12 protein-coding genes are annotated in these 13,151 nt (G+C 62.8%); 8 read left to right on the forward strand and 4 right to left on the reverse strand.

The genetic code is table 11. The annotated features are described in order from the left end of the window. Positions 1–19 precede the first annotated feature (19 nt). The 4 genes from AACU78_RS28650 to AACU78_RS28665 form a co-directional block, all read right to left on the reverse strand. Entirely contained in the window at positions 20–811 is a 792-nt protein-coding gene (locus AACU78_RS28650; RefSeq protein ID WP_106578970.1) for a MipA/OmpV family protein, read from the reverse strand. 17 nt (positions 812–828) lie between these two features. Further along, entirely contained in the window at positions 829–2,652 is a 1,824-nt protein-coding gene (locus tag AACU78_RS28655; protein ID WP_106578971.1) for a serine hydrolase domain-containing protein, read from the reverse strand. A gap of 94 nt (positions 2,653–2,746) precedes the next feature. Then, complete coding sequence (locus AACU78_RS28660) at positions 2,747–3,235, reverse strand: GFA family protein (protein ID WP_106578972.1); 489 nt, start codon at positions 3,233–3,235, stop codon at positions 2,747–2,749. A gap of 32 nt (positions 3,236–3,267) precedes the next feature. Next, positions 3,268–4,158 (reverse strand): LysR family transcriptional regulator, encoded by an 891-nt coding sequence (locus AACU78_RS28665; RefSeq protein ID WP_106578973.1) that lies wholly within the window; start codon positions 4,156–4,158, stop codon positions 3,268–3,270. A gap of 258 nt (positions 4,159–4,416) precedes the next feature. Here AACU78_RS28665 and AACU78_RS28670 point away from each other — a divergent pair, with 258 nt between their 5' ends. The 8 genes from AACU78_RS28670 to dctM all read left to right on the forward strand — a co-directional run bounded on the left by AACU78_RS28670 (position 4,417) and on the right by dctM (position 13,151). Continuing rightward, a complete protein-coding gene (locus AACU78_RS28670; RefSeq protein WP_106578974.1) occupies positions 4,417–5,235 on the forward strand; it encodes an FAS1-like dehydratase domain-containing protein in 819 nt (272 codons plus the stop codon). Positions 5,236–5,263: 28 nt separating this feature from the next. Then, positions 5,264–6,427 (forward strand): acyl-CoA dehydrogenase family protein, encoded by a 1,164-nt coding sequence (locus AACU78_RS28675; protein WP_106578975.1) that lies wholly within the window; start codon positions 5,264–5,266, stop codon positions 6,425–6,427. A 10-nt stretch (positions 6,428–6,437) separates the two neighbouring features. After that, positions 6,438–7,787, forward strand: a complete 1,350-nt coding sequence (locus tag AACU78_RS28680) for an MmgE/PrpD family protein (protein WP_106578976.1) — start codon at positions 6,438–6,440, stop codon at positions 7,785–7,787. 9 nt (positions 7,788–7,796) lie between these two features. Then, positions 7,797–8,990: a CaiB/BaiF CoA transferase family protein gene (locus tag AACU78_RS28685; protein ID WP_106578977.1), complete on the forward strand. Its 1,194-nt coding sequence runs from the start codon at positions 7,797–7,799 to the stop codon at positions 8,988–8,990. A 15-nt stretch (positions 8,991–9,005) separates the two neighbouring features. Beyond that, the gene (locus AACU78_RS28690; RefSeq protein ID WP_106578978.1) at positions 9,006–9,821 is read left to right on the forward strand and encodes an HpcH/HpaI aldolase/citrate lyase family protein; all 816 of its coding nucleotides are present in this window, start codon (positions 9,006–9,008) and stop codon (positions 9,819–9,821) included. Between the two features lie 240 nt (positions 9,822–10,061). Continuing rightward, positions 10,062–11,045, forward strand: coding sequence for a TRAP transporter substrate-binding protein (locus AACU78_RS28695; protein WP_106578979.1), 984 nt, complete (start codon positions 10,062–10,064; stop codon positions 11,043–11,045). Between the two features lie 193 nt (positions 11,046–11,238). Then, positions 11,239–11,871, forward strand: coding sequence for a TRAP transporter small permease (locus AACU78_RS28700; protein ID WP_106578980.1), 633 nt, complete (start codon positions 11,239–11,241; stop codon positions 11,869–11,871). Beyond that, positions 11,871–13,151 (forward strand): C4-dicarboxylate TRAP transporter large permease protein DctM, encoded by a 1,281-nt coding sequence (gene dctM / locus AACU78_RS28705; RefSeq protein WP_106578981.1) that lies wholly within the window; start codon positions 11,871–11,873, stop codon positions 13,149–13,151. The genes AACU78_RS28700 and dctM overlap by 1 nt, the downstream gene beginning before the upstream one ends.

The raw sequence follows: 13,151 nt of genomic DNA on the forward strand, positions 1-13,151 counted from the left end.
CCACCCATCCATTACCCCATCAAAACGCGTACTCGACCATCCCCACCACCGACGCCTGCAACCGCCGCTCCACAATCGGGCTCTTGCCCGCTTCATCCGCCAAATACTGCACATCCAGCAAAGTCGAGAACTGCGTGTGCTCGCTGATCGGCACGCTCCACACCAGGTTCATGCCATTACTGATATTGCCCGCGCCCGCCTTGTAGGCCTTGAACCGGCTCTGCGCCGCCTGCCCGGTAGTCACGCCGTACCAGGTCTGCAAGTACGCTCGATCACCAAAGTGACTGCTCAAGCTGGCCTCGACCGAACCGTAACGACCTTCATACAGGTTGGTGCCCAGGCTCAGCTCCAGGTGGGTGTAAGCCCTGCCGGTGTCCGCGTGGTCGTCTTCCTTGAGCGCATGTTCCAGGGTCGCGCCAACAATCACGCCACCCAGGTTATAGCTGGCGCTCACCCCCAGTTGCGGACGCGCCTTGATCTCGCCCATGCCTTTGAGGCGCTTGGAGCCGGCATGCAAGCTCTGGTTTTTGTCCCTGCGCGCGCCGCTGGCGCCCACATACGCGCTCACGCTCAGGGCGTGGCCTTCGTAACCCCAGCCAAGCCCCTTGTCAGTGTCGAGAAAAATACCCCACGGGCTGACGATGGCGCCGCCCAGCAGCGGCGCGGTCATGCGTTCGTCGCTGCCGCTGTAGCGCGGCGCGTTGGCCACGCCGGCCTTGAGGCTGTATTGCCAGTCTTCGGCAAACGCGGTGTCGGCAGCGGCGAGCAGGCACAGCGAGGTGAACGACAGGCAGAAATGTTTTGAGCGCATCAGAGGGTTCGTCCGTGTCAGAAATTCAAGCGGTTGTGGGGAGAATTCGTGCGTTTGAAGGCGTAGCCCGACGCGCTGAGGCCATTGACCTGGCGGCTCACGGTGTCGCCCAGGCCATAGCCGTTGCCGGCCAGCACCGCGTGGGCGTTGTCGACGGGGAGCAGGATGTAGTCGGTCAGCGGCTCCTCGCGCAACTGGCCGCGTATCACCAGAAATCCTTCTTCCAGGCGCACGCTGATGCCGCTCAATGGCGCATCGGGCTCGTGGGTGTTGAGCACTTGATACGTGCCGATGGTGTCGGCCCAGGCCAGGGGCAGCGGCGTCGGGTCGATGCGCTCGCCGATGGCGATGCGTTGGCCGTGAGTGCGCGCAGTGAGCATCTGGCGCCCCTGCACCTTCACCACATCAAGCTGCACGCGGCCCAGGTCGCCGAGGTCCTTGAGCCAGAAACCAAAGATTTTTTTCTGTGCGCGCAGCCAGCCCTGATCGTCGCGTAACAACTCGAAGCTCAAACCGGCCAACTCGCCCGACAACTGATGAGGCTCATCCTTGATCCGGAACACGCCCCAGGCCGTGGCATAAAAGCCGGCCAGGCGCTTGCGGTCGATGGCAGCCGGCACGTGACGCAATTTGAGCCCGTGACTGGGTGCCTGGCAGTCGTCGGCGCAGACCGCTTGGCCGGTCTGTGCCTGCAGCATCAAGCGCAGGGTGTCGGTGGCAAGGCTGGCCACCAGGTCTTCGGCGTTACTGTCATTGGCCATGACGACCACGGCCATTTGCTGATCAGGCAGCACGCTCAGTTGCGCGGCAAAATCGTCGCCACCCCCGCTGTGCTGATACGTGCGTATCCCCGGGGCAACCGGTTCATCGCCACAGGGTGCCAGGAACCAGCCAAGGCCCACCTGGCAATCGAAGTCCAGCGCATTGCCGGTGTTTTGTTGGGTGAACATCTCATCGATCGACGCGCTGCCGATGACCCGGTTGCCTTTGTAGAGCCCATGCGCAAACAGCATCTGCACGTAGCGGCTGAGGTCTTTCGGGCTTGCCCACAAACCGCCGGCAGCGAGGTCGCGCACTTGCGCATCGGCACTGGCGACGCCGTCTTCGTAGCCCAGCGCGCGGTAACTCATCTGCGCACCGGTACCGACAAAACTCGACTGGTTCATCTCCAATGGCTTGAGCAGGCTGCCTTGCAACTGCGCTTCAAAAGCGTTGCCGCTGCTGCGTTCAATGGCGGCGCCGACCAACGAATAACCCAGGTTGGAGTAGGCCACCTGCGCACCCGGTGGGCTGCTCAGCCACACACCGGATACACGCATCGGCATCTGGCCCATGGCGAAGGTGCTGCGCAGGTCGCGCAAGTGTTCGCTGGGCAAGCCGGACTGGTGACTGAGCAAGCGGCGCAAGGTGATCGCGCGGTCCGCTGCCGCCGGGTCGTCGTGAAAGCGTGAGCGGACATGGAACTCGCGCAGGGTCTGCTGGATCGGCGCATCCAGCGACAGACGCTGTTGCTCGACCAACTGCAAGGCCGCCGTGGCCGTGAGCAGTTTGGAGATGCCGCCAGCGCGAAACGCCGTATTGGCTGTCACCGGCACGCCCTGGGCTTTGTCGGCCATGCCGAAGCCGCGCGCCCAGATCAGCTCCTGGCCATTGACCAGCGCAATGGACAGGCCCGGCACATTTTCCCGGCCCATCTCACGCGGAATACGCGCTTGCAGGTAACGGATGATCGCGCCGTAATCGCCCTTGGGAATCGGCGGCGGGGCAGGCGATTGCCCGTGGCAACCGAGCGTACCCAGCAGGCAACCCAACAGCGGAATACCGCGCAATGTGCGAAACATGAAGAGCACCCGAATGGTGAGTTGGATGCTCGAATGCTAGGGCTGCGCGGGCCAACAATCTTTGGGAGCTTTGTCGGGAAACTGTCAAAGACTGTTAACGGGTCAACCCGAGGCGCTCATGCCATTGGGCGATGGATTCTTCGGGGTATTCGTCGAACTGCAGGTCGCCTTTGCGCACGCTGACTTCCACCCACGGCGCCTTGGAGCCGAGCATCAGGTGCGTGTGCTCCGGCGGCACCGGCAACGGCGTGTCGATGGCCGAGGCAAACGGGTGGATCAGCTCCGGCCACTCCGGGCTGAACAGCCACAAGGCACTGCCGCACTGCGAGCAAAAATGCCGTTCGGCAGTGCTCGCGTGCGCACGGCTGGCGCCCTCGGGCTTGAGCCGGGCGTGGTAGATCGAGATGTGCTTGCGTCCCTGCACCTTCAAACTTTGCGTATCGCCGGCAAGGTTGATCGCATAACCGCCGCCGCCTTGGGTTTTGCGGCAGATCGAGCAGTAGCAACGCTGATAGGGGTACGGGTGCTGGCTGCTCAGGCTGAATGTTACAGCGCCGCAATGGCAGGATCCTTCGAGTTGCATGGCAATCTCCTCTGGCAAAGTGACTGTTGAGCTTAGGCGCTTTGTGGCATCAAGGTAGCAATCAGCGCCCGAATGGTGCCCGGCAGCGCTTCCAATTCGCGCACCAGAATGCTGCGCTCGCGAATCGCCCACGGCTCATCGAGTTTCACCGCCACCAACTGCATGGTCCGGCTGTGCCGCACGGCGGCCGACTCGGGAATGATGCCGATGCCCACGCCGGCCTCGACCATCCGGCAGATCGCCTCAAAGCTCGACACTTGGATACGCAACGACAAATGTTTGCCGAGACGCTCCACGTGTTCACGCAAAAAGCTCAACAGCGTGCTGCCTTCGTGCAGGCCGATATGTTGGTAGGCGAGGGTTTGGTCCAGCGTCACTGAAGGCTGGTCGGCCAAGGGGTGGCCGACGGGCACCATCAGCACCAGTTCGTCGGTGCTGAAGTGCAGCACCTGCAAGCCTGCCGCTTCAACCGGCCCGGCGATGATGCCCATGTCGCTGGTGCCATCGAGCACGCCGCGCACGATATCGCGCGACAGGCGCTCCTGCAGGTCGACGGTCACGCCAGGGCGCTGGGACAAAAAGCCCGCCAGCACCTCCGGCAAAAACTCGGTGACCGCCGTGGTGTTGGCGAAGATGCGGATGTGCCCGGCCGAATCCACGCCGTATTGGGTGAACTCGCTTTTCAGGTAATCCACCTGGCGCATGATCAGCCGCGCATGGTGCAGCAAACGTTCGCCCGCCGGGGTGATTTCCACGCCCCGACTGTCGCGGTACAGCAGGCGCGTGTCGAGTTGGCCTTCCAGCGCCTTGATCCGCGCACTGGCGGCGGCCGGCGAGAGAAACGCGCGCTTGGCGCCTTGGGTCAGGCTGGGGGATTCGGCGATATGGATAAACAGGCGCAGGTCGGCGAGATCGAAGTGCATGCAGAACACCTATTCGGCAACGGGGAAGATCAACTGTGGGAGCTGGCTTGCCTGCGATAGCGGTGGAGCAGGCAATGCATGTGCTAGCTGACACACCGCCATCGCAGGCAAGCCAGCTCCCACAGGGATATAGGGTGTGCATCGGTTAGTCGGCGTTCAGCATAACCGAACGCTGGTTTATTGAAATGCAAATTCTCAGAACGGGCACGCGCTTGCATGATCCGGGGCAGACAGCCACTGCCCGAGGATTTTTACCCCATGAGCGCCACCGATTGGATCGGCCGAAGTGAAACCGCCCACGACCACCTGAGCCACAACCTGCTCAAGCGTATTGCCGCAACCTTCGGCGAAGCGGTGCCTCAGGAGGGCGAGGCCGTCCCACCGTTGTGGCAATGGTGCTTCTTTCAAGACCCACTGCCGGAATCGGCGCTGGGCACCGACGGCCACCCGGCGCGTGGCGGCTTCCTGCCGCCGGCGGATAACCGCAATCGCATGTGGGCCGGTGGGCGCATCGAGTTTCTGCAGGCCTTGCGCGCCGGTGAGGCGGCCACCCGCGAATCGACCATCACCCACGTCGAAGAAAAGACCGGCCGCACCGGCTCGCTGCTGTTTGTCACCGTGCGCCATGACTATTCCCAGGGCGGCCGCCTGGCGATTCGCGAAGAACAGGACATTGTCTACCGCGAACCCACGCCTCCCAAGCAGGGCAGCGGCGAGGCACTGGCCCAGGGTCAATGGCAGGAGACGGTCGACCCCACGCCAACCCTGCTGTTTCGTTACAGCGCCGTGACCTTCAACGGCCACCGCATCCATTACGACTACCCCTACGTCACCGGCACCGAAGGCTATTCGGGCCTGGTGGTGCACGGGCCGTTGATCGCCACCTTGAGCCTGCGCGCGTTTTGCCGTGCCCATCCCGAAGCCACCCTGCGCCGGTTTGCCTATCGCGGCGTGCGCCCTTTGATCGCGCCGCAGCCGTTTGCACTGAGCGGGCGCGTGACGGCACCCGGCGTGGCGCAGTTGTGGGCCGGCAATGCCGAGGGCGTGGCGCAAACAGCCGAACTGCATTTCGAATAAAACCAGAACAACAGGCGGAGAGCCGTTAATGAACCCCAATGACAACGAAGAACTCAATGCCATCCGCGAAGGCGTGCGCGCCCTGTGCGCCGAATTCGATGCCGCTTACTGGCGCAAGGTCGATGAACAAAAAGGCTTCCCCGAAGCCTTCGTCAAAGCCCTGACCGACGCCGGCTGGCTGTCGGCGATGATCCCGGAAGAATACGGCGGCTCCGGCCTGGGCCTGGCCGAAGCCTCGGTGATTCTTGAAGAAGTGAACCGCTGCGGCGGCAATTCCGGCACGGTTCACGGCCAGATGTACAACATGTTCACCTTGCTGCGCCATGGCAGCGACGCACAGAAAAGCTTCTACCTGCCCAAGCTCGCCAGCGGCGAACTGCGTCTGCAATCGATGGGTGTCACCGAGCCCACCACCGGCACCGACACCACCAAGATCAAAACCACCGCGATTCAGCGCGGCGGCAAATACGTGATCAACGGCCAGAAAGTCTGGATCTCGCGGGTGCAGCATTCCGACCTGATGATCCTGCTGGCGCGCACCACGCCACTGGCCGAGGTGAAGAAAAAGTCCGAGGGCATGTCGATCTTCCTGGTGGACCTGCGCGAAGCCATCGGCAACGGCCTGACCGTGCAGCCCATCGCCAACATGGTCAACCACGAAACCAACGAGCTGTTCTTCGACAACCTGGAGCTGCCGCTCGACAGCCTGATCGGCGAGGAGGGCAAGGGCTTCAAATACATCCTTGACGGCCTGAATGCCGAGCGCACGCTGATTGCCGCCGAATGCATCGGCGACGGCCGCTGGTTTATCGAAAAGGCCAGCGCTTATGCCCGCGACCGCGTGGTATTTGGCCGACCTATCGGGCAGAACCAGGGCGTGCAGTTCCCGATTGCCGAAGCGCACATCGAGATCGAAGCGGCAGACCTGATGCGCTGGCGCGCGTGCGAGGAGTACGACAACGGCCAGAATGCCGGGGCCAGCGCCAACATGGCCAAGTACCTGGCAGCCAAGGCGTCGTGGGAAGCGGCCAACGCCTGCCTGCAAACCCACGGCGGTTTCGGGTTTGCCTGCGAGTACGACGTGGAACGCAAATTTCGCGAAACCCGCCTGTACCAGGTGGCACCGATTTCCACCAACTTGATCCTGTCTTACGTGGCCGAGCATTTGCTCGAACTGCCACGCAGTTTCTGAGGGCCCGACCATGAGCCATACCCAAGCCCTGTGTCGGTTCCTCGCCGAGTTGAACGACGAACAGTTGCCCGAAAACGTGCTGGCGCGCACCGAAGACCTGTACCTGGATTGGCTCGCCTGCGCATTGGCGAGCAAGGGCGCGCACCCGATTCCTTTGTTCGAGCGCTATGCGCACAAGATGGGTCCGAGCAGCGGCCCGGCGCAGATTATCGTCAGTGGCGCCAGCAGCAGCGCGTATTTTGCCGCGCTGGTAAACGGCGCTTCGTCCCATCTGGTGGAGCAGGATGACCTGCACAACAGCTCGGTGCTGCACCCGGCCACGGTGGTGTTTCCAGCAGCCTTGGCCGCCGCGCAAGACCTCGGCAAATCCGGTCGCGAGTTGCTGCTGGCATCGGTGGCCGGTTATGAGGCCGGGATTCGCATCGGCGAATTCATGGGGCGTTCTCACTACCGCATCTTCCACACCACGGCGACTGTCGGCACCCTGGCGGCGGCCGTTGCGGTGGGCAAGCTGCTGGATTTCAACGAAGAACAATTCATCAATCTGCTCGGCAGCGCCGGCACACAGGCCGCTGGGCTGTGGGAATTCCTGCGCGACGCTGCCGACTCCAAGCAACTGCACACCGCCAAGGCTGCCGCCGATGGTTTGCTCGCCGCGTACCTGACCGCGGACGGCCTGACCGGCGCGCGCAATATTCTTGAAGGCGACCAAGGGTTGGCCGCGGGCATGTCCAGTGATGCGCAGCCGAGCCGATTGTCGGCCGGCCTGGGCACGCGCTGGGCGCTGCTGGAAACCTCGTTCAAGTTTCACGCCTCGTGCCGCCACACCCATCCTGCCGCCGATGCGCTGTTGGATTTGATGCAGCGCGAAGGGCTGGGCGCCGATCAGATTGCGCGCGTGGAAACCCATGTGCATCAGGGCGCCATTGATGTACTGGGCCGCGTGGCAGTGCCCGCGACCGTGCACCAGGCCAAGTTCTCCATGGGCACGGTGCTCGGCCTGATCGCCGTGCATGGCAAGGCCGGGCTCACCGAGTTTCACCACCTGGCGCTGACCGATCCCGCCGTTGCGAGCTTTCGCGACAAGGTCAGCATGACGCTGGACCCTGAAGTGGACGGCGCCTACCCGCAACGCTGGCTGGGCCGTGTCAGCGTCACCACCACCGACGGGCGCACGCTGCACGGCGCCATCGATGAGCCCAAGGGCGACCCGGGCAACACCTTGAACCGTGAGGCGCTGGCGGACAAATTCCAGCGCCTGACCCGCTTCAGCGACGCCCGCACTCCGGCCCAGGCGGATGCATTGATCGATAAAGCCTGGAACCTGCGTAACGCCGCGTCCATGGCCCACTGGCTTTGAGGAATTGTGATGACTCATCAACGACCGCTGGACGGCATCACTGTCGTCAGCCTGGAACACGCGATTGCCGCGCCATTCTGCACGCGGCAACTGGCCGATTTGGGCGCCCGCGTCATCAAGATCGAACGCCCTGGCGCCGGTGATTTTGCCCGCGGCTACGACGAGCGCGTGCGCGGCCTGGCCTCGCATTTTGTGTGGACCAACCGCTCCAAGGAAAGCCTGACCCTGGACCTCAAGCAGGACGAGGCGGGCGCCATCCTCGACACCCTGCTGGCCGACGCCGACGTACTGGTGCAGAACCTCGCACCCGGCGCGGCGGCGCGCATGGGCTTGTCGTTCGAGGCGCTGCACGCGCGTTTCCCGCGGCTGATCGTCTGCGATATTTCCGGCTATGGCGAGGGCGGGCCTTACGAGAAGAAGAAGGCCTATGACTTGCTGATCCAGAGCGAGGGCGGCTTCCTGTCGGTGACCGGCGGCCCCGGTGACGACCAGATGGCCAAGGCCGGATGTTCCATCGCCGATATCTCTGCGGGTATGTACGCCTACAGCGGCATCCTCTCGGCGCTGCTGTTGCGCGGCAAAACGGGCAAGGGCAGCCGCATCGACGTGAGCATGCTCGAAAGCCTGGTGGAGTGGATGGGCTACCCGATGTACTACGCGTTCGACGGCGCGCCGCAACCCCCGCGCGCCGGCGCGGCGCATTCGACGATTTACCCGTATGGGCCGTTTCCCACCGGCGACGGCGGCACGGTGATGCTCGGTTTGCAGAACGAGCGCGAATGGGCGGCGTTCTGCGACAAGGTGCTGCTCACGCCTGAATTGGCCACCGATGCGCGTTTCTCGGCCAACTTCAAGCGTTCGGCCAACCGTGAGGTGCTGCGCCAGATCATCGTCGACAGCTTCGCGCAGCTGGACGCCGAGGCGGTGATCCAGCGCTTGGAAGACGCGCAGATTGCCAGTGCGCGCGTCAACGACATGCAGGGCGTGTGGGACCACCCGCAGCTCAAGGCGCGAGGCAGCTGGCGCGAAGTCCAGAGCCCGGCCGGGCCATTGCCGTCGCTGCTGCCACCGGCGCGCAATGCCGCGTTTAGCCCGCGAATGGATGCCGTACCGGCGCTGGGGCAGCACAGCCAGGGCATCCTCGAACAGCTCGGCTACTCGGGTGAAGCCATCGATACTTTGCGTGCGCGCGGCGTTATCTAATAAGGAATTCAAGTGATGCCAAAGCCTTTGGTTCGTTCGGCCTTGTTTGTGCCCGGCAGTCGCCCGGAGCGGTTTGCCAAAGCGTTGGCCAGTGGCGCCGATGCGGTGATTGTCGATTTTGAAGACGCGGTCGAAGAGCCGCTCAAACGCCAGGCGCGGGATAACCTCGGGGCGTTTCTGCAAGGCCATCTTCAGGCCCAGGTGTGGGTGCGTATCAACGCGCCGGAGCATGCCGAGCATGTTGCGGACGTGGCGTTCTGCAAAGCCCATGCAAATGTGGCAGGCGTGCTGTTGCCCAAGGTCGAGAGCGCGGCGCAGGTCGCCGTGGTGGCGGCCACCGGCAAACTGATCTGGCCGATTATCGAAAGTGCGCGGGGGTTGTTGGCGGTGGCTGAAATCGCTCGTGCGCCGCAGGTGGAGCGCCTGTCGTTTGGGGGCCTGGACCTGGCGCTGGACTTGAACCTGAGCAGCCATTCCCCGGCCGCGCAGTTCGCCCTCGACCAGGCACGCCTGGCGTTGATCGTGCATTCGCGTGCGGCAGGGCTGGTTGCGCCGCTGGATGGCGTGCACCCGGCTATCGATGACCCGGAAGGTTTACGGCGTTCGATCCGGCACGCCTACGAGATGGGCTTTGCCGGCGCGTTGTGTATTCACCCCAAGCAGGTGGCGGTGATCCACGCGGCCCTGGCGCCGAGTGCTGAAGACCTGGCGTGGGCCAAACGCGTGGTGGATGCCGGCGCGCATGGGGCAGGGGCCTATCAGATTGATGGGCAGATGGTGGATGCGCCGGTGCTGCTGCGTGCGCAGAGGTTGCTCGCCGCCCAACTCTAACTGACCAAAACGAATCAAAACTGTGGGAGCGGGCTTGCTCGCGAAAGCGGTGGGTCAGGCACTGAATTTATTGACTGATCCACCGTATTCGCGAGCAAGCCCGCTCCCACATTGGAATACCAGCGTCTACAGGATCGGCGTTCGCCCACGCCGAACGCAGGTATCTAAAATTCGAAATTCACTACACACGTGACATCAGGCACCTTGCCCTACAACACAACAATAAGAAGGTGATTGTCCATGCTCAAGCTTTCTCGGGCGCTGCTGTGCGCCGCCACTTTGTTTGCCGCGGGCCTGGCCCAGGCGGCGGACCCGATTGTGATCAAGTTCGCTCACGTGGTCGCCGAAAACACCCCCAAAGGCCAGGGCGCGCTGCTGTTCAAGAAGCTCGCCGAAGAGCGCCTGCCGGGCCGCGTCAAGGTTGAGGTGTACCCCAACTCGTCGCTGTTCGGCGATGGCAAGGAGATGGAAGCGCTGTTGCTGGGCGACGTGCAGATGCTGGCGCCGTCCCTGGCCAAGTTCGAGCAGTACACCAAGCAAGTGCAGATTTACGACCTGCCGTTTTTGTTCAACGACCTGGCCGCCGTCGACCGCTTCCAGGCCGCCCAGGGCAAGGATCTGCTGACCTCGATGCAGGACAAGAACATCCTCGGCCTGGCGTATTGGCACAACGGCCTCAAGCAACTGTCCTCAAACAAAGCCCTGCACGAACCCAAGGACGCCCGTGGCCTGAAGTTCCGCGTGCAGGCTTCCAGCGTGCTTGAGGAGCAGTTCAAGGCGATCCGCGCCAACCCGCGCAAGATGAGCTTTGCCGAGGTCTACCAAGGCCTGCAGACCGGCACCGTCAACGGCACCGAGAACACCTGGTCGAACTATGAAAGCCAGAAGGTCAACGAGGTGCAGAAGTACTTCACCGAGTCCAACCACGGCCTGATCGACTACATGGTGATCACCAACGCCACGTTCTGGAACGGCCTGCCGCCGGACATCCGCGCCACCCTCGACCAGATCATGCTGGAGGTCACTGTGGAGGTGAACAAGCAGGCCGAGGCGCTGAACCAGTCGGCCAAGCAGAAGATCATCGACGCCAAGACCAGCGAAATCATCGAACTGACCCCCGAGCAACGCCAGCTCTGGCGCGAAGCCATGCGCCCGGTGTGGCAGAAGTTTGAGGGCGAGATTGGCGCTGAGCTGATCAAGGCGGCGGACGCGTCCAACCAGTAGTTGGGCGAGCCCTCAAACCTACTGTGGAAACGGCTTTATGTGGGCGCTGGCTTGCCTGCGATGCAGGCGACTCGGTGTATCTGTGGAACCGGGTTGATCCCATCGCGGGCAAGCCCGGTTCCCACAGTGGTTCGCTCACACCTGTTGATCCGGTTTTCACCCCGACATCATTCCCGCTTCGCGAGGTTTTGCCATGCAAACGCTAAGGCGCGTCTGGGAGCACCTGGAGGAAGGTTTTATCGCCTTCCTGCTGGCCGCCATGACCCTGGTGACATTTGTCTACGTCATGCTCAACAACATCTACACGCTGTTCTTTTCCCTGGCGGACAAGTGGGCGTGGAGCAGCAATTTCTTCAATGCCCTGGGCGATCACACCATGACCTGGGCCCAGGACATGACCTGGAGCGTGGCGCTGACCAAGGCCATGTTCGGCTGGTTGATTTTCTTCGGCATCTCCTACGGTGTGCGCACTGCCGGCCACCTTGGCGTGGACGCGCTGGTCAAGCTGACCAGGCGCCCGGTGCAACGCTTGCTCGGCATGCTCGCGTGCCTGTGCTGCCTGGCCTACGCCGGGCTGTTCATGATCGCCAGCTACAAGTGGGTGAGCGCGGTGATGAGCGCCCATATTGGCGCCGAAGACCTCGACCAATACGGCGTGGACGTCGGCGATATCGTGATCATCGTGCCGATTGGTTTTGCCCTGGTGTTCATCCGCTACCTGGAAATTTTCTACCGCATTTTCACCCACCGTCAGGTCGGGTTGGGCCTTGCCGACGAGGCCGGCGAGGCCAGCAAGTTGGCCGGCAGCCATGAGGAGCGTCACTGATGGCCGTGCTCTGTCTGTTTTTGCTGTTGTTCGTGTTCATGTTCCTCGGCGTGCCGATTGCGATTTCCCTCGGGCTGTCCGGCGCGGTGTCGATCCTGATGTTCAGCCAGGACTCGGTGAGTTCGCTGGCGATCAAGCTGTTTGAAACCTCCGACGCCTACACCTTTCTGGCGATTCCGTTCTTCCTGCTGTCCGGTGCGTTCATGACCACCGGCGGCGTGGCGCAGCGCCTGATCGACTTTGCCAACGCCTGTGTCGGCCACATCCGTGGCGGCCTGGCGATTGCGGCGGTGTTGGCGTGCATGCTGTTTGCCGCGCTGTCGGGCTCATCGCCGGCGACGGTAGCAGCGGTGGGTTCGATTGCCGTGGCGGGCATGGTGCGCTCTGGTTACCCGAAGGAATTCGGCGCGGGGATTATCTGCAATGCCGGCACCCTGGGCATTCTGATTCCGCCCTCGATAGTGATGGTGGTGTACTCGGCGGCCACCGAAACCTCGGTGGGCAAGCTGTTTATGGCCGGTGTCATTCCGGGGTTGCTGCTGGGCTTGATGCTGATGGTCGCGATCTACATTGTTGCGCGCATCAAGAAGCTGCCGGCGCAGCCGCGCGCGACCTTTCGCGAATGGCTGACCTGTGCGCGCCGCGCGTTTTGGGGCCTGCTGTTGCTGGTGATCATCCTCGGCGGCATCTACAGCGGCATGTTCACCCCGACCGAAGCCGCAGCGGTGGCGGCGGTGTACTCGGCGTTCGTGGCCTTGTTCATCTACAAGGACATGAAGCTGCGTGACTGCCCCAAGGTGCTGCTGGAGTCCGGGCGCCTGGCGATCATGCTGATGTTTATCATCGCCAACGCCATGCTGTTCGCCCACGTGCTGACCACTGAACAGATCCCACAGGAAATCACGGCCTGGGTGATCTCTGAAGGCCTCACGCCGATCGGCTTTCTGATCATGGTCAATATCGTGTTGCTGGTGGCGGGCAGCTTTATGGAGCCGTCGGCCATTGTGCTGATCCTGGCGCCGATCTTCTTCCCGATTGCCATGAAGTTGGGTATCGACCCGATTCACCTGGGGATCGTGATGGTGGTGAATATGGAAATCGGCCTGGTGCACCCGCCCGTGGGGTTGAACCTGTTCGTGACCTCGGCGGTGACTGGCCTGACCTTGGGGCAGACTATCCGCGCGGCATTGCCGTGGCTGATGATTCTGCTGGTGTTCCTGATCATGGTGACTTACTTGCCGTTTATCTCGCTGGCGCTGCCGCACTGGCTGGGGATGTAG

This window comes from Pseudomonas sp. R9.37, from assembly GCF_963878885.1.
Taxonomy (GTDB): domain Bacteria; phylum Pseudomonadota; class Gammaproteobacteria; order Pseudomonadales; family Pseudomonadaceae; genus Aquipseudomonas.